Genomic DNA, 18,058 nt, shown 5'->3' with positions numbered 1-18,058 from the left:
AAAAACAGTTATAAAAACAGGGATTTTTCAATCCCTGTTATCAACCTTATTTATCAAATCCGAATTCTGTAAATTCTTTTTCATTTTGTGGAACTTTGATTTTTCCTTCTTTGATGTCATTCTTTAAGCTTTCTACTTTGTCTTTAACATCTTGTGCTACTAAATCATTTTTAGCATAAGCAATGTCTACAGCATCTCCATCTTTTAATGAATAAGTTACTGTGCTTCCACCTTCAAACTTGCCGTCTTTAATATCTTTTGAGATTTTTTGTACAGCAACATTTACACCTTTAACTGTAGAAACTAACATGTTTTTAGGAGCATCTTCAGATTGATCTCTATCAACACCGATTACATATTTGTTATTATCAATAGCTGATTGAATAACACCATAACCTGTACCACCTGCTGCGTGGAATATAACATCTACACCTTTTTGGTACATTAAGTTAGCAATTGATTTACCTTTATCTGGTGCAGCATAACTATCAGCATATTGTGATTGGAATTCAATTGGTTGTTTCTTTTGTCTTTCAGCTTCCTTTACTCCAGCTTTGAATCCGTATTCAAATCTGTCGATTACATCACTCTTCATACCACCAACAAAACCAACTTTATTTGTTTTAGTAGTCATACCTGCAATGTATCCAACTAAGAATGAGTTTTCGTTATCTGCAAATAAAACCCCAATCATGTTTGGTCTTTTTTCTACGTTTGCATTGTCGATTATTGCGTATTTTTGGTCTGTGTTTTCTTTTGCTGCAGCATCTGTTGCTTTAAATAATGCATATCCAATTGTAAATATTACATCACTTTCATCATCCAATGCTGTTTCCATATTTGGTGCATAATCATTTTCTTTGTGTGATTCGATATATCTGAAATCCAACCATCCTTCTTTTTTCGCATTTTTAAATCCTTCATAAGCAGATTGGTTGAAAGATTTATCGTTAATTCCACCTTGGTCAGTAACCATAGTTACCTTTACTTGTTCTTTCTTTTCATTAGTGTCTGATGATTTTCCATTATCAGATGAATCTTTGCCTGCACCACCACATGCAGTTGCAAAAACCATGCTTAAACAAAGAAATAAAGCAATTATTTTTTTGTAAACTTTTGACATAATGTCCTCCTTAAATTTTTGTGATAACACTTTTACAATGAAAAACTTAATAGTAATTTATCGAATTTCATTAGCTAGAGTAAACGTTGTTATCGTGTAAATATAGATACCTTCTATACAATATAATATTAGCAATTATTAACAATATTGTCAAACGGAAAATGAATTTAACATTATTTTGCTTTTCTGGTATGATATATATAATTATAAATAAAAAATGTACTGAAGGAGACAAAATGAAACATTTAGTTTTGTGCGGCTGTGGACACGGACATATTTTTGTAATCAAAAATATAAAAGAAAAATATCCGGATATTAAAATAACGGTCATTACGGACAACGAATACCAATATTATTCCGGTATGTATACAGCTTTTTTGGAAGGAGTATACTCTCATGATGAGATATGCTTTGACGTAAGAAAAGTTTGTAAAAAATACGGAGCAGAATTGATTTTCGATAAAATCATAAAAATCGACGATGAAAGCAAAAAGGTCATAGCAAAAAATCACACAGTAGACTACGATTACTTGAGCATTAATTTAGGAGCGACTCAAAAAACTATTGGAACTGGAGAAAATATAATAAATTCTAAGCCTATAAACACAATTATCAATTTAAAAGAAAAAATCAAATATACTGATAAAAATATTCTTATATTAGGAGCTGGTGCAAGTGGATTGGAATTAGCTTTCGTGCTTAAGACTATTTATCCCGACAAGAATATATCCATAGTAACAAGAGGCAGTGTAAATATGGAAGGATTTAGCGACAAAGCTAATAAAAAAGCTAGAAAGTTATTAAGTAAAAAAGGTATAAAAGTTTACGAAAACAAAAACGTATCTTCTATTAATGAAATAGATATAGATTTTGATAAATTGATAATGTGCATTGGTTCTAGCGGTGTGAATGTTGATTTTGGAAGTTTAAATACAACCGATAAAAACTTCTTGATTTCCGATGAGTATATGAAAATTTCAGACAAAATATTTGCCGTTGGAGATTGTGTTAGTATCGACAAATATCCTAACTTACCAAAAGCAGGCGTGTATGCTATAAGACAATCGCCTATTTTAATGAAAAATATTGCGCACACATTGAACGATGAAGAATTAGAATATTATGTTCCAGACACTGATCCTATGCAAATTTTATATTGTGGAAATGAAAAAGCGCTATTATACTACAAAGGATTCACGTTATATTCTCATCTTTCATTCGTACTAAAAAGATATATCGATAAAAAATATATGAAATATTAAAATCCCTCTCGCGAGGGATTTTTTAGTCTATTTCTTTTCTTTCTTTTTCTTCTTGTTCTAATGTTTTTTCTGGAATAATAATATTCAAGAAAAATACTATCAAAGTTGCAACAACTACAGGTGATGCTGTGAATACCATTCTGAACCATTGTGGGAAATATCTCACAGCGTTTGGTCCAACTTGTGTTATACCCATTCCAAGTGCAACTCCTAATCCAACTATAGTTGTATTTCTTACGCTCATTTCGCTTGAAGTTATAAGTTTCATACCACTCATGGCTATTTGTGCAAATACTGATATAGTTGCTCCACCGATTACAGCTTGTGGAACTGAAAGCATCAATGCTCCAAATTTTGGGATTAATCCACAGATAAATACCATACTAGCAGTAATCAACAAAACTTTTCTTGCAATCACTTTTGTCATTGATACAATTCCAACGTTTTGTGAATATGTGGCAGTTGGAAGTGCTCCTATGAATGCACCAATAACACTTACAAGACCATTTGCTTTTATGCCTCCCGATAATTCTACATCAGTAGGTTCACGATCCATTCCACCTACAGTAGTACTAGTTAAATCTCCAACTGCTTGAACAGAGTTTACGATGTACATAATTGACATAGTCAATATAGCATCCAAATGGAATTGGAATTTGAATGGATAAATTTGTGGAAGCATAAACCAAGAAGCACTAACAACATTGTCAAATTTAACCATTCCTAAAAATAATGAAATTATATATCCTACAATAATTCCAACCAAAATTGCTGCAAGTTTTATGTATCCTTTCATAAACATATTACAAAACAAAACAACACACAAAGTTATAATCGCTACAACCCAGTTTCTGATTTCTCCTTGCATAGGTCCATTTCCACCTGACATATAATTTACAGCCACCGAATACAAACTAAGCCCAATTGTTAATACAACTGTCCCCGAAACAATAGGAGGAAAGAACTTCCTAATTTTTCCAATAAATACTCCCGTGAATATCGCCACAATACCACCAACCAACTGTGATGCATACACAGCACCTATTCCATATTGTTTTCCAATTGATAATAAAACTGGAATGTAAGCAAAACTAACGCCCATAATAACTGGTAATTTTGCACCAAATTTTAAAACTGGATACAATTGTAATAATGTCGCTATTGCAGCAATAAACATTCCTGCTTGAATCAAATAAATTGCTTGAGCATCCGTAATTGCATGTTCACTTGATTTCAAAGCACTCGCCAAGACTATTGATGGCAACGCATTACCCACAATCATTGCCAACAAGTGTTGCATAGCTATCGGAAATGATTTAAGCATGGAAGGCTTGCCATAATAATCAAATAATGAATTCGAATTACTTTCCATATACACTCTCCTTTTAATTTCATCAAACTATATTCTATATTAAATTCAAAATAATTTAAAGGGCATTAAAAAAATACTTCCATAAACAACAAATCAATTTCTTGTTTTGGAAGTACTATTATTATTTTACAAATCTAGTTCCTGTTAAACCATTGATTCCTTCTTTTGCTTTTTCCAAAGAAGTTATCAAAGCAGTTTTACCTTCACCTGATTGGATAAAACTCAAGCAAGCCTTAACCTTAGGTAGCATAGATCCTTCTGCAAATTGTTTTTCTTCTATTAACTTTTGTGCTCTTGATAAGTTTAACTCATCCAAGCCTTCTTCATTTTCTGTCCCGTAATTAATACATACTTTTTCTACTGCAGTTAAAATGATTAACAAATCTGCATCAGAAATTTCCGCTAATTTTTCTGAAGTGAAATCCTTATCTATAACAGCTCCTATACCTTCTAATTGTCCATCATTTTCTACGACAGGAATTCCTCCCCCACCTCCAGCAATAACGATGAAATCTTCTTTAATCAAAGTATTGATTTCTTCTTTTTCAATAATATCAATTGGTTTTGGAGATGGAACAACTCTTCTGTATCCTCTGTTTGCATCTTCTTTAAAAGTATATCCACTTTCTGCAGCAAGTTTTTCAGATTCTTCTTTTGAATAAAATAATCCCACAGGTTTTGTTGGATTAGCAAAAGCTTCATCATTCTTGTCCACTTTAACTTGTGTAATTATAGTAGACACTGCGTTTTTCATGTTTCTTTTTGATAATTCGTTTTTGATAGCCTTTTGTAAATGATATCCTATGTATCCTTGGCTCATAGCAACACATTCTGCAAATGGCATGTTAGAAATTTGTGGATTAGAATTATGAGCAGTTTCCATAGCCAAATTAATCATACCAACTTGTGGACCATTTCCATGGCAAACGATAACTTCGTTACCATCTTCAACTAAATCAACTATAGATACAGCTGTTTTTCTAACAGCTTTGATTTGTTCTTCAGGTGAATTTCCGAGAGCGTTTCCACCTAATGCTAAAACTACTTTCTTCATTTTAACTCCTTTTATAAATTAAAAATAGTATCCAAATATAAAATCCCAATGTTAACCATTGAGATTTTAATTATTAAGACACTTCGATAAATATATATTACACTGATTTTATAAAAAATACAAGCTTTTTAGGAATTTTTTGTAATTTTTTCTGTTAAATTGTTGCTAGTTCTGGTAAAATTTGACATACCTTTTTCATATTCTCTGATTAATCTTTCACCAACTTCTGTTAATGTCGATCCTCCGCCATTGGCTCCTCCAATTTCGGTATCCACAAACTTCTCTCCATAAATTTTTTCGCTATTTTTTATAATATTAAAAGCTTTGCTGTAACTCATTTTGAGATTTTTTGAAGCCTTGTTAAGAGATTTTGTCTTGTCAATTTCTTTTAGCAGAAGATAATTTCCTTTACCGAAAAACTTCTTGCCATTGTCATCTTCAAACCAAAACTTACAATTTACCTTCATAACTAAGCTCCCTTATCCTTCCTTCAGTTTCCTTAATCCACACAGGAATTATACAATCAAAATCATTGTAAATGCTTAATATTCTATCGAATTCTCCTGTCAAGTCAACATCATTTTCTCCATTTAATTTTGGTTCCAGAATGTCCAAAATAGTGTATATGGCAAGAATTCTATAAAATAATCTGGGAATTTTCCCATTAAAATAAGATTTTAATAAAGAATAGTAGAAAATCCTATTTTTCTCATCAGCTTCGTTTATTTTTCTAAATTCAAAGAAAGAATCCGCCATATAACTTACATTTTTTGATACAAAATTCAAATTATTTTCGTCTACATAGATAGATTCTAAATTATCAAACAGATAAATATTACTCAACCTTCTCGATTCAATTAAATATCTATTATTTTCAATGTAGTCAAATACAATATAATCCTTATCTCCTCTGAAGTTTGTCATTGAGTAGTTGTATATAAGATTATTGATTTTGTAATTAAAAATCTTCGACCAAGTAGTATCATCGTTAATTTGGCTATTTTCGTGAAGTTTTCTGAGAATTTTGCCTATTTCACTTCCAAGTTGTATTTGCTTTTCAACAGAGATTTGATCTGTAAGATTTTGAATGAATTTTTTAATCACAAAAGTATAACCATTTTCAAATCCACTATCTTCAATCTTTGCAAATTTGTCATTTAACTCATACAACAAATAATTATTTTGTTGGTTGTATTTCAAAAAAGACTCCAAATCCCCTTCGTATATTTCAACGATATATTTACCAGAATCTGTATTTACAATGTACTTATCATCTTGTAAATCACAATCGTAAATATTTTTATCTTTAAAAAATTGTAAATCTTTGATTTCCATATAATCACCAATACAATTTTATCATTAATAATCAGAATTTTAAAACAAAATATTTATTCAGATATTTTTCTTTCAATATCTGTAGTTTTTTTCATTTGTAAAATTTCATCTGCATAAATTTTTGCTTCTTCAAATGAATTGTTAGCAATAACATCCTTTATTTTCGGAATTGAAGCTGCTGGCGCAGAAAATTCATCCAATCCCATACCCAAAAGAAGTTTCATTGCTTTAGTATCACCGGCAAATCCTCCACACATTCCTGTCCATTTTCCGTGTATATGGCTAACATCAATAACCTTTTTGATAGCTCTAAGAACTGCTGGATTGTATGTGTTATAAAGACTTGAAATTTTATCATTTCCTCTATCACTTGCTAGGACATATTGCGTCAAGTCATTAGTTCCAATACTAAAGAAATCAACGTATTCTATTAAATCTTCGGCGACAATAACACTTGCTGGCGTTTCAATCATTATACCAACTTCTATATTTTCATCGAAATCAATATTTTTATCTCTCAATTCATCTTTATTATTTTCAATTATTTCAAGTGCTTTTTCTATTTCTTCTACTGAAATAACCATAGGAAGCATAATTCGTATTTTTCCAAATGCAGAAGCTCTCAATATTGCTTTGATTTGAGCATCAAAAACATCCTTCATATCAAAACAAAATCTCAAAGCTCTCCAACCTAAAAATGGATTATCTTCTTTAGGAAACTTGTAATAAGGAAGTTCTTTGTCTCCACCAATATCTAAAGTTCTGATAATTACGGATTTTCCGTCTAAAATATCCACTACTTTTTTGTAAGATTTAAATTGTTCGTCTTCTGTCGGGAAATTGTCATTATACATATACAAAAATTCTGTTCTAAATAAACCAACGCCTTCAGCACCAGATTCTAAGCCTTTTTCTAAATCTTCAATATTTCCGATATTTGTCATTACATCAATGTCTCTTCCATCTTTAGTAATTGCTTTGTTATACCTGTTTTTTTCAAGCCTTGACTTTTCATCATCCAATTCAGACTTTTTATTTTTGTATTCTAAAAGAGTTTCTTCATCAGGTTCAATTATACAGATTCCCTTATATGAATCTATAATAACCGTTTGAGAATCCTTAACATTTTCTGTTATATCTTTCATGCCAACAAGACAAGCAATACCTAAGGTTTGCGCAATAATTGAAGTGTGTGCAGTTTTTCCTCCCAAGTCCATTAAAAATCCAACAACATTATCTTTATCAATTATTGATGTTTCATAAGGAGTCAGCTCTTTTGAAACCAAAATAGTATTAGGTTCTAATGAATCTAGTTTCTGATTTTCAATTCCTTTAATTTTGTACAGTAATTGTTGACCGATATCTTTATAGTCGGACGCTCTTTCCCTCATATACTCATTGTCTAGCGACTGCATCATCATAACCATTTCATCAATCGTATCATTTAAAGCTTTGTCGCTTGCAAAATTTTCATTAATTTTTGAAATCACACTTTCTGATAGAAAAGGATCGTCCAACATACTCAAATGGGCTTCTATAACTTGTTTTTGTGTATCATTGTCAACTTTTGTTTCTGATAAGATTGTTTTGTAATCATTCAAAGCTTTATTAAATTTATCAACATGAAGTTTAATTTCATCATCAGAAATTTTTTCGCTACTTATCTTAACTTCTTGTTTTTTCATAAGTTTAATTTTGCCAATAGCTAAATTTTCACTTGCAATAATACCTTTTTTAATTAAACTCATAATACCTCCTGATAAACTAAAGCCGCCACAAAAGTGACGGCTATGAATTCTTGCTTTAATTAGTCTTCTAAATTTTCTATAAATTCAACTAGTTTTTTTAAGTTTTCTTCTTCGTTTTCACCATCTAATCTAACAGTGACTTCAGTATCTTGAGAAATACCTAAAGCCATAACGTTGAAAATAGATTTTGCGTTAGCTGTTTTACCATCTTTAATAAGTTCAACTTTACCATCAAAATTTTTAACAAATTGTACCAAAGATGCAGCTGGACGAGCATGCAAACCAGTTTCGTTTTTTACTATAACATTTTGTTCTACCATAATAATAATCCTCCTATGACTACTTTATTTATATCCTATTAATTGATTTTTTAAACAGGAAAATATTTTAATTGATATCTTTTACAGATTCTCTCTTCATTATTTGAGAACCTAATATTGCCTTTTCGTTGATAATTTTATTTTCTTTCAAAACCTTTACTAAAGTTCTCATAGATACAGCACCTATGTCATAATATGGTTCTTGAACTGTAGTAAGAGTAGGTCTGTAAATACTTGTCATTGGTATATCGCCAAATCCAGATACGGAAATATCTTCTGGAACTTTCTTGTTATTATCATAGCAATAATTTATAAATCCTATTGCTTGTGCATCTTCACTAAAACTTACGCAAGTTATGTCTTTCGAATCTTTCATTTCGAAAATCTTATCTCCTGCTTCGTAACCATCTTTAACTGAAACTCCTTCTGATGAAATTTCAATTTTTTCTAATTTCAAATCATCACAAGCTTGTCTGTATCCCTTAAGTTTTTCTTGACCTATTTCAGTATCTTGATTTTCTTTTACGAATAAAATTTTCTTGTGACCTAAATCATAAATATGATTAATCATATTTATCATGGCTTCTTTGTAGTCGATTTGTACTGTGTGCACGTCTTTTATATTCCAGAATTTATCCAATTGAATATAAGGAACAGTTTGATCTTTCAACTTGAATATAACCTCTGGTTCAATGTCTTCTGAAATCAAAATTATTCCTTCTACTTGCTTAGTAAACATGAAGTCTATAATCTTCTTTTCTTGTTCCAAATCGCCGTATGTAGAAGACAATAGTATATCGTATTTGTACATTCTTCCAATTTCTTCAGCACCTCTTACAATTTGTGCCATATATGGAATGCCGATATCTTTCACTACTACGCCTATTAAATTGGATCTTTTCATTACTAAAGATCTTGCCAATTCGTTTGGTTTGAAATCAAGTTTTTCAATTGCATCTAAAACTTTTCTACGCGCTTCTGGACTAACAGGCTTGGAATCATTCATAACTCTAGATACTGTAGAAATCGAAACTCCAGCAAGTTTTGCTACGTCTTTAATTGTTGGTGATGACATTTAATCGCTCCTTACTAAAATATTTATTGGTTTATTATTAATCTCAACTTTCACTGGTAAATTCCCACCATATTCTCCATCCACATCTCCTGGAACTGTCTGATTAGATTCAATGGTTAAAGTATCAGTTTGAAAATATAATACATCTTCAGAATAAATATGCTTTGAACTAAAAGCATCTATTAAAATCTGAGCAACTTCTTTAAGACGGGAATGCTTAATAATTAAAACATCTAGTTTTTGATCGTCAATTTTTGCTTGTGGGCAAATATTTTCAAAACCACCTACAGTATTTGAATTCGAAATAATCATAATAGGAGATTTTACTTCTAAATAATCATCATTTGTTTTAATCTTCAATTCCATAGGTTGATTTAATGTGTTAGGAAGTTCTTTCAACCCTTCAACAATATACGCCAGTCTACCAAAAATCGCTTTTTGAGCTTTATCGGTAACATAACTAACAGAAGCAATATTTCCAACTGCAAAAACATTGATAAAATACCTGTGCGAGTCTTCATTGCTGACTTTTCCAACATCACTTTTAATTATTTTCCCAGTTTTAATCATTCTATATAATTTGTAAGGTGTTGTGGGCAAGTTTAAGTAAGTTGCGAAATCGTTTACTGTACCTGTGGAGTAAATCGTAATAGGAATACCACTTTCGCTATCGCAAATTCCATGAACAACTTCATTAACCGTTCCATCTCCGCCTGAAACAACTATCAAATCCCATTCATCAGAAGATGTGCTTAACGCCTCATTATATGCATCATTCTTGCCTTTTGTTTTAAAAAGCTGAACTATAAAATTATCCTCAATTAAATAATTAATAAGTTTTGTTAAATCTCTTGCGTGTGTTTGACTTCCTGATGAAGGATTTGAGATAATTTTTATTTTTTTCATTCTATCCCATCTTTCCTTAATAGCATACCAAAAAATTAACTGTTTTTCAATAGGATTTTAACAATTTCTACAATTGTTTTCATGAATTATAAAAATTTTTAAAGATTTACGATAAGCCAATCAGAAATTTTCCGATTGGCTTATAAAATCTTATTTAATTATCTTTTAGCTAAACTTTTTACGAAATTAATAATATCTCTTGCAGAACCAACATAATCTGTAGAATTTAAGAATCCGTATTTAATGTTAGTTGCAGTATCAGTTACAGATTCAGCAACATAATCCACAGTATTTGATACGTTGCTTGAAACTGACTCAACGTGTGATAAAGTGTTACTTACATTGTTTGTAATATTTCTTACATCTGGAGACACATCACCTATTAGTCGATCGGCTTTGTTAGTTATACCAGTTACATTGTCTAATATTTGTGGTACTTCACCAATTGATCTATCGATATCCTTTTTGTTATCTGCTAAAACAGCTTTTATGCTCTTTATTAAGTCAGTAAGTTTGAACAAAAATACGATTAAAGCAATTAAGAATCCAGATAAACAAATATATAATATTATTTTAAATATATATAAAGCATCTACCATTTCTTACCTACTTTTTGATTTCTTTTTTAACTTCTTTTGCTTCTTCTTTTGCAGTGTCAGCAGTTTTCTTTGCTTGTTTTTTTCCTTCTTCAGCAGTTTTTTCTGCACCGTCTTTTGCTTCTTCTGCTACTTTTTTAGCAGAATCTCCAACTTTTTCTGCAGAATCTTTTACTTGGTCTTTAGTATCTTTAACGTCTTCTTTGATTACTTTTCCGTCTTTTTTTACTACATCTTTAAGATCTTCACCAAGAACTCCCAAATCAGTTTTAACTTCATCGAATTGATCAGAAACTCTATTTAATTCAGTCATTCCTCTATCTTGGAAATCTTGATATTTGTCTTTAACACTGTCTGTTACATTGTCAGCAGTTAATTTTACAGTATCTACTACATCGTTTAAGTTATTTACTGCTGTTTTCTTAGTTTCTTCTGCAAATTTTTTGATGTCTTTTCTAGTTTCTTCACCTGATTTAGGTGCCAATAACAATCCTGCTGCTAAACCTAATGAAGCACCAATAACTGTACCTAAAGTAATTTTAGCTTCGTCTTCATATTTACGTTTAGCAATTTCCCATTTGATTTGTCTTTCCTTTTCTCTTCTTTTATGTTCTAAATAATCCATTAAACTCATAATAACATCTCCTTAAATAAATTTTCTTATGATTATTTTATACCCTCTAATTTAAATTCTCAAACATTATTAGTGAATTATTTATTAAATTTAATCTTTCAAATACAATCTAACCCAGGTTTCCCAGCCAACAGTTTGTTTTGGCGATTTTAATAAACCATTTTTACCTTTGGCAACCATTCTTACAAAATCTTGGTCTTCCGTTAAATTCTTTCTGCCTTTTTCATTAAACTTATCAGTAGTAAGTCCAGTGTTTTTGTCATTTACAAATACAAGGCAATCATCATCTATTGTTTTTCTGATTTCATAATTTTTCTCTCCACTTGCTACATCAAAATCAGGCAATGTTTTATTTATGTCTACAATATCCCAATTAATCGCATTATTTTTTGAGAAAAAGGATAAATCATAATTTTGTCTCAATGTTAAATCATTAGATTCTATTAATAAAATTTTCTTTCCTGGAAATGCGTATTGTGAAGCATTTTCTAAACTCAACTTTGCGTTTTCTGGATTTTCTATTGTTAACTTTATAGGATCAATCAAAATTTTATATCCGTCATTTTCCTTTACCATTTTTAATGGGTTAGTACTTTTATAAGATTTATCTGATTTTAGATTTGCTTCATCATCTTCTAACCATTTCAAAATAGTTGTTTGATGCTCAGGGTTAGAATTTATTTCGTTAATAAATTCTTCAGCATCTTTGTCTTTAAAGGGCACAGATTGATTTGATGATTTTACAATACTTATCATTTGTTCTGAGGATTTTGCTTGTACTGCTTGAATAAATTTAGCTTTTACAGTTTCAGCTGTAATAGTTTTTCCAGCAAGATTTTCTTGGAACATAGGTTTTATGTATTTAATACCAAATACAATACCAATTAATAAAGCCACACCAATAATTGAAAATATAATTTTCTTAAATATCGATGATTTTTCATCATCTTCATCATAATAATCGTAGTAATCATCATAATCTGTATTTGTTTCTTGGAATGCTTTTTCTCTTTCTTCTTTCAATGATTCAGATTCAATATCCACTACATTTAATCTGTCAGTTGTATCTTGATTAGAGTCATTATCTATCTTAGAATAATTTTTCTCATTATCTGTTGAACTATCTTTTTCTTTTTTTATAAAACCAAGATTGTGATTTTGAGTTTCGCTTCTAAATTTAGAAGCCTCTAACAAAAAATCCTCAAATGTTTTTCCTTCAGAAGAAAAATCATCATCTTTTGAAAAATCATGACCACAAACTCTACAAAATCTATCTTCAACGCCAACAAATGAATTACAATTTGGGCATTTCTTTAAATTAGAATCTTTCATAATATCACTCACCTTATCTATCATATATTATACATTCTCATACTACTTTAGTGAATAGATAATCTCAAATTAAACACATAAGAAAAAAGCATGAGATTTTGTCCCATGCTAAGAAGCGAAATCGCTTTTATTTTCAAAATATCCTCAGAAGACCCTAATCAATTAATGACCTTCAGTATGTGAAGGTGGGTTGACTGTCTCAAACATCTGACATCCCTTCAAAGAGGGCTCGTCATCAATTATTGAACGTCCGTCATCCCTTATAGTGTGTGTCGGTTTAATTTTTCAGGGTTCCTCTTCTGAGGTTAATTTAATTATACTACAACATAAAAGTGTTTTCAAGTAAGATTAATTATTTAAAAATTTATTAAATCTTTGTGGAATTTCTGTCGTAATAATATGCTCATTTCTTTTCATATCAACAAATTCTATTTCATTTGCATGTAGCATTTGAGAAAATCCTTCTATTTTTTCTCCGTACAAACTATCTGCGACTATTGGACAATTAATATATTCCATGCTTACTCTTATTTGATGAGTTCTACCTGTCACAAGCTTTAAACTAACCAATGAATAATCCCCATAATTTTTAAGATTTTGTAAAATAGTTACACTATTTTTCCCGTTTTCATCGATTTCTGTTTTAATTCCATGACGTTTTAAATTTAATTCTATCTTTTGATTTTTAGGATTTCCTTTTACGATTGCCAAGTATTTTTTCTCAAACGAGTTTTTTTGATAATAGGCTTGAGCTATTTTATTTTTAGCAACCATTACAACACCTGATGTATCTTGATCCAATCTATTGATAAATCTAACTTTTTGATTAATATTTCGTTGTTTAAATAAATAAGACACAAAATTCGCTAAGCTTTCTTCTCCGTCTGTATTCATTGTAAGTTTGTCTGGTTTATTTAATACAAAAATATCATCATCTTCATACAAAACTTCAATGTATAAATTTATTGGTTTGTAATTATTCTCTTCATTTCTAAGATTGATGGCTACTTTGTCACCTGGTTTTAATTTAGAATTTCTCTTTGCATGTTTCCCATTTATAAAAATATCATCTTTGTAAATACTGAGAAATAAATTTTTGGAAATGTGATTTGATTTCAAAAACTCATCTAACCTTATTTTTCTATCTACATCAAAACTAATTTGTTTCATTGTTTAAATCTCCAGTTATTTGGTATAATAAAATTATATCAAATATTAGGAGCTTTTAGTATAAATGAACAAAAACAGCAAAATTATAAATATATATGTAAACGATAACCAAAAATCACTTGAAACAGCTTTAATTGTAAAGGAAAAATTAGAACAGAAAGGATTCAAACCTACATTCGATTTTGACGAGAATGCGCTGATTAATCTTTGTATCGGTGGGGATGGAGCATTCTTAAGAGCAGTTCACAAATACGAATTTTCAACTATTCCTTTTGTTGGAATAAACACCGGTCACTTAGGCTTTTATCAAGAAATTCTTATTCCAAATATCGACAAATTCATTTCAGATTTAATTAATCAAAATTATGGAATTGAAAAAATTTCCCTACTCGAATCAAAGACTGCTATCAGAAATAGTAGCAAAACTTATACACACAAAGCTCTGAACGAATTTGTGGTAAAAAGTGATGACTCATCCATTGTTTATTTGGATGTATACATCGATGATAACCACCTAGAATCATTTGCTGGAGATGGAATAATTGTATCCACTCCTTCTGGATCGACTGCGTATAACTTCTCAGCAGGTGGATCCGTATTATATCACGGGCTTGATGGTTTTCAAGTAACGCCTCTCGCCCCAATTAATTCAAAAGCATACCGTTCTCTTTTAAATTCCCTTGTCGTTCCATCAAAAAGTAACGTTACATTGTATTTTAGAGATCACAATTTTGACAGAAAAAGCTCCATCGTTTTAGCCGATGGATTGAATAGAAGTTATGACAATGTAGATTATGTAAACTTCACTTATTCAGATCAGTATATCAATAAATTAGTTTTCTTAAAAGACTGGTATTGGTTAAATATAAAAGACAAATTCTTATAAGTAATAAAAAAACATGGATTGCAATGAATCATCAAAGCTATCCATGTTTTGTTTTATTTTTCTAAACCTAATTCATTAATCGCTGCGTTGAGCATTTTTGAAGCTATAGGCCCTGCAGTTTTTACGCCATAAGAGTTATCATCTTCCAAAATAACTGCTATGGCAAATTTTGGTTTCTTTGCCGGTGCAGCAGCGACAAACCAAGCGTGGGTACTTGTTTTATCTTTAATTTCTGCCGTACCTGATTTTGCGATTACAGATGTACTAACATTTAGTGTATCGTAACTTTCTGCAGTAGATCTCAAATAATCTTTCAATGTTTCCATATTTTGTTTATTGCCAACTTCAGATAATAATTCAGGCTTAGTTTCTTTAATTACTTTGCCTTCTGAATCTATTATTTGACTAACCAAATAAGGTTTTAACATTTGCCCATCATTTGCTACAGCGCTCATTGCCATCGCCATATTCAATGGAGTCACCAAAGTTTCTCCTTGACCAAAACTTGTTGTTGCAATATCTGCATTACTCTTTGTTTTAGAATATCCATTAACGCTTACTGCTACTGGTAAATCAAAAGGAATCTTCTTGCCAATCATAAATTTTGAAGCATTATCTTCTAAAATTTTGTTGCCTAATTTTACACCCTGCGATGCAAAATACACATTCGATGATTTTTTAAGCGCTTTTCTCAAATCAGTCTCTCCAAAAACAGCGCCATTATTATTGGAAATAGTGTACTTGTTAAACTCAATTGTACCAGTATTATCTTCTACAACTTTGTCAACTTTGTCTTTATTTTCTAATATTGCATTACCAGTAATTATTTTAAAAACCGATCCCGGAGTATACATTCCCTGTGTTGCACGATTTAATAGTGGAGATGTCTCCCTATTTAAAAGTTCTTGCCATTGTGATGAAACTTCGTTTGGATTATATGAAGGAAAAGTTGCCATTACATAAACTTCACCAGTTGTCGGATTCATCATTACGATTGAACCTTTTTTGCCGTCTAATAAATTGTATGCAAGTTTTTGTAGAGTGGAATTTGTGGTCAAAACAAGATCGTTACCTTTATTATTTGAGCTTACGATATTTCTCAATTGTGATAAAGGCGTATCTTTGTTAATGTTTAATAGTTCTTTCATGTATGATTTTTCAAGACCAGCTGTACCGTATGTTTTTGAATTGTATCCAGTTATATTTCCATAAATATCGGCATAATCAAAAAATCTATAATTTTTCCCAGATGAATCTTTCTTAGTTTCTACCAAAACATTTTTATCTCTATCATAGATTGTTCCACGTTCAACCTTATCTTCATCTACCCACAATCTTTTGTTGTATTCATTGTTTGCAATTTTATCAGCTTTTACTATCTGGAAATAAGTCAAATACAAAACCAACAACACAAACAAAGTCATCAAGAAAGATAAAACCACAATAATTCTTTTGTTCATTTTATTTTGCATAAATATCTTCCTCTCCTTGATCAGTTGAACAGAATTGTAAAATCGCAAGGCAAATAAATGACATCGCCATTGAAGTACCACCGTAACTTACGAATGGTATAGTAATTCCTGTTAGAGGAACCAACTTCATAACACCGCCAAACATAACAAGACCTTGAATTGCAAAAATAACAGAAATTCCAAGCGCCACAATCTTGTAAAATTTATTTGATTGATACAAAGAAATTTTCATTCCTCTATAAATCAAAATCAAGAACAACATTATTACACCCATTCCTGTGAAAGTCCCCATTTCTTCACATATCGCTGCGAAAATAAAATCACTTGTGACTACAGGAACTACATCAGGTCTTCCTAATCCAAGTCCAGTTCCAAAAAATCCACCACTTGCAATCGCAAACAAAGCTTGTGTAATTTGATATCCAATTCCATCAATATTCTTCCATGGATCTAGCCATGTAGACACTCTTATTCGTATATGGGAAAAAAGCATATATGCAGCTACCGCTCCGGCAATAGCTATGAGTAAATTTAACAAAATTAATCTGATGTCTTCTTGATTTACAATTTGGTAAACTAAAAATAACCCGTAAAAAATCATTGCAGTTCCCAAATCTTTTTGCAAGAAAAACATCCCAATAAACAGATACACAACAATCATCAAGAAATATCTTTTGATTATAGGTAGATATTTTTTGTATTTTTGCGCTGACTTTATATTTATCTTATCTAACAAATCAGTGTTATAGTCATAACTAGCTAAGAAAAATACATACAAAATTTTTGTAATTTCAGATGGTTGGAATCCAACTCCAAATATGCTAATCCAGTTTCTAGCTCCGTATTTATCTTCAGCAAGAAGTAATGTCAATAGAAACATCACAACACAACCTATCAAATAAAGTGCTGTGAATTTGTACCATTTTTTGTAGCTTTTTAAAATAAAAAATGTTCCAAAAAACAATAATATCCCTATGGTAAACCACATTATCTGCTTCAATCCTTCATAAGGATTAAGCCTATAAATCACGATTATACCAATACTAAATAGCATACAAGCGATTTGTAATATATATCCATCACCTTTAGTGATTCTCGTTACGTATTTATTTGCCAAAAACATTAAAATTGTAGCAAACAAAAAATAAGCTAAAGCTTTCGGTTCTAATCCTTTTTCATTTGAACCCAAAGCTAGAAAAAAACCAAATATGTTAAACAGTAATATCAAATAAACTGGCTTTATCATTTTACTATTTACACGCATTGGTTTTAAATTATCGATAAATTCTTTAAATCTGCTATTTTTCTTACGTTTAGTTTGCATCTTTGTCACCATTTACAAACATAAATTCAATTTGTCCGATGTCTATCAAATCTTTGTCGTTCAATCTTGCAGAATTAATCAATTTATGTCCATTCAAAAAAGTTCCATTAGCAGAATTCAAATCCTCGATATAATAATTATTTTTTTCTTTATAAATACGTGCATGTCTCTTCGATATAAACCTATCCTTTAATGCAACTTGATTGCTGTCGTCTCTTCCTATAGTAGCAGTTCTTCCTATAAAATAATGCTCTTGTATTTTAAAAGGCAAATTTTCTTTTCTATTAATTAGTTTTAAATAAGTATTTGAACTGTAATTCATATTGTTTGTTCCTTTTATGTCCAAATAAATCATCTTGATTATGTTGAAAATAAAATAGTAAATTATTATTACAAACAAATATTTAAAAAACATAGAAATTAAATTATATAATTTTAAATTTGGAGTA

18 protein-coding genes are annotated in these 18,058 nt (G+C 30.3%); 2 read left to right on the top strand and 16 right to left on the bottom strand.

What is annotated here, in order from left to right:
- Positions 1 to 46 precede the first annotated feature (46 nt).
- Positions 47 to 1,123 carry a BMP family lipoprotein gene (locus tag DES33_RS03165; RefSeq protein ID WP_094207289.1) on the bottom strand — a complete coding sequence of 359 codons (1,077 nt, stop codon included), beginning with the start codon at positions 1,121 to 1,123 and terminating at the stop codon, positions 47 to 49.
- 236 nt (positions 1,124 to 1,359) lie between these two features.
- Here DES33_RS03165 and DES33_RS03160 point away from each other — a divergent pair, with 236 nt between their 5' ends.
- The gene (locus DES33_RS03160) at positions 1,360 to 2,385 is read left to right on the top strand and encodes an NAD(P)/FAD-dependent oxidoreductase (RefSeq protein ID WP_110058058.1); all 1,026 of its coding nucleotides are present in this window, start codon (positions 1,360 to 1,362) and stop codon (positions 2,383 to 2,385) included.
- A 22-nt stretch (positions 2,386 to 2,407) separates the two neighbouring features.
- Here DES33_RS03160 and DES33_RS03155 read toward each other — a convergent pair whose 3' ends face one another.
- The 12 genes from DES33_RS03155 to DES33_RS03100 form a co-directional block, all read right to left on the bottom strand.
- A complete protein-coding gene (locus tag DES33_RS03155; protein ID WP_094223572.1) occupies positions 2,408 to 3,757 on the bottom strand; it encodes a uracil-xanthine permease family protein in 1,350 nt (449 codons plus the stop codon).
- Between the two features lie 121 nt (positions 3,758 to 3,878).
- Positions 3,879 to 4,811 carry a carbamate kinase gene (gene arcC, locus DES33_RS03150; RefSeq protein ID WP_110058057.1) on the bottom strand — a complete coding sequence of 311 codons (933 nt, stop codon included), beginning with the start codon at positions 4,809 to 4,811 and terminating at the stop codon, positions 3,879 to 3,881.
- A gap of 128 nt (positions 4,812 to 4,939) precedes the next feature.
- A complete protein-coding gene (locus DES33_RS03145) occupies positions 4,940 to 5,278 on the bottom strand; it encodes a winged helix-turn-helix domain-containing protein (RefSeq protein ID WP_094208787.1) in 339 nt (112 codons plus the stop codon).
- Positions 5,262 to 6,146, bottom strand: a complete 885-nt coding sequence (locus DES33_RS03140; RefSeq protein WP_110058056.1) for a hypothetical protein — start codon at positions 6,144 to 6,146, stop codon at positions 5,262 to 5,264. The genes DES33_RS03145 and DES33_RS03140 overlap by 17 nt, the downstream gene beginning before the upstream one ends.
- A gap of 53 nt (positions 6,147 to 6,199) precedes the next feature.
- A complete protein-coding gene (gene ptsP, locus DES33_RS03135; RefSeq protein ID WP_110058055.1) occupies positions 6,200 to 7,894 on the bottom strand; it encodes a phosphoenolpyruvate--protein phosphotransferase in 1,695 nt (564 codons plus the stop codon).
- Positions 7,895 to 7,953: 59 nt separating this feature from the next.
- Positions 7,954 to 8,214, bottom strand: a complete 261-nt coding sequence (locus DES33_RS03130; RefSeq protein WP_002836732.1) for an HPr family phosphocarrier protein — start codon at positions 8,212 to 8,214, stop codon at positions 7,954 to 7,956.
- A 67-nt stretch (positions 8,215 to 8,281) separates the two neighbouring features.
- Complete coding sequence (locus DES33_RS03125; RefSeq protein ID WP_094207296.1) at positions 8,282 to 9,289, bottom strand: LacI family DNA-binding transcriptional regulator; 1,008 nt, start codon at positions 9,287 to 9,289, stop codon at positions 8,282 to 8,284.
- On the bottom strand, positions 9,290 to 10,195 hold the full coding sequence (locus DES33_RS03120; protein WP_094224854.1) for a diacylglycerol/lipid kinase family protein: 906 nt from the start codon (positions 10,193 to 10,195) through the stop codon (positions 9,290 to 9,292). It abuts the gene before it with no gap.
- A 158-nt stretch (positions 10,196 to 10,353) separates the two neighbouring features.
- The gene (locus tag DES33_RS03115; protein WP_094205903.1) at positions 10,354 to 10,794 is read right to left on the bottom strand and encodes a hypothetical protein; all 441 of its coding nucleotides are present in this window, start codon (positions 10,792 to 10,794) and stop codon (positions 10,354 to 10,356) included.
- A gap of 7 nt (positions 10,795 to 10,801) precedes the next feature.
- Positions 10,802 to 11,425: a YtxH domain-containing protein gene (locus tag DES33_RS03110; protein ID WP_110058054.1), complete on the bottom strand. Its 624-nt coding sequence runs from the start codon at positions 11,423 to 11,425 to the stop codon at positions 10,802 to 10,804.
- Positions 11,426 to 11,515: 90 nt separating this feature from the next.
- Entirely contained in the window at positions 11,516 to 12,757 is a 1,242-nt protein-coding gene (locus tag DES33_RS03105; protein ID WP_110058053.1) for a zinc ribbon domain-containing protein, read from the bottom strand.
- Between the two features lie 348 nt (positions 12,758 to 13,105).
- The gene (locus tag DES33_RS03100; protein WP_110058052.1) at positions 13,106 to 13,927 is read right to left on the bottom strand and encodes an RluA family pseudouridine synthase; all 822 of its coding nucleotides are present in this window, start codon (positions 13,925 to 13,927) and stop codon (positions 13,106 to 13,108) included.
- Positions 13,928 to 13,991: 64 nt separating this feature from the next.
- Here DES33_RS03100 and DES33_RS03095 point away from each other — a divergent pair, with 64 nt between their 5' ends.
- Entirely contained in the window at positions 13,992 to 14,813 is an 822-nt protein-coding gene (locus tag DES33_RS03095; RefSeq protein ID WP_094224857.1) for an NAD(+)/NADH kinase, read from the top strand.
- A 53-nt stretch (positions 14,814 to 14,866) separates the two neighbouring features.
- On the opposite strand, the gene DES33_RS03090 is transcribed toward DES33_RS03095, so the two are convergent.
- The 3 genes from DES33_RS03090 to DES33_RS03080 are packed head-to-tail and all read right to left on the bottom strand — an operon-like array spanning position 14,867 to position 17,931.
- Positions 14,867 to 16,285 (bottom strand): peptidoglycan D,D-transpeptidase FtsI family protein, encoded by a 1,419-nt coding sequence (locus DES33_RS03090; RefSeq protein ID WP_110058051.1) that lies wholly within the window; start codon positions 16,283 to 16,285, stop codon positions 14,867 to 14,869.
- Positions 16,275 to 17,609: an FtsW/RodA/SpoVE family cell cycle protein gene (locus DES33_RS03085; RefSeq protein WP_094224859.1), complete on the bottom strand. Its 1,335-nt coding sequence runs from the start codon at positions 17,607 to 17,609 to the stop codon at positions 16,275 to 16,277. Before DES33_RS03085 ends, DES33_RS03090 begins: the two co-directional genes overlap by 11 nt.
- On the bottom strand, positions 17,599 to 17,931 hold the full coding sequence (locus DES33_RS03080) for an FHA domain-containing protein (protein ID WP_249033607.1): 333 nt from the start codon (positions 17,929 to 17,931) through the stop codon (positions 17,599 to 17,601). The genes DES33_RS03085 and DES33_RS03080 overlap by 11 nt, the downstream gene beginning before the upstream one ends.
- Positions 17,932 to 18,058: the final 127 nt, after the last annotated feature.

Source organism: Finegoldia magna (genome assembly GCF_003182075.1).
Lineage (GTDB): Bacteria > Bacillota > Clostridia > Tissierellales > Peptoniphilaceae > Finegoldia > Finegoldia magna.
The sequence above is the reverse complement of the archived record's forward strand: the minus strand, read 5'-3'. Positions and strand labels throughout refer to the sequence as shown.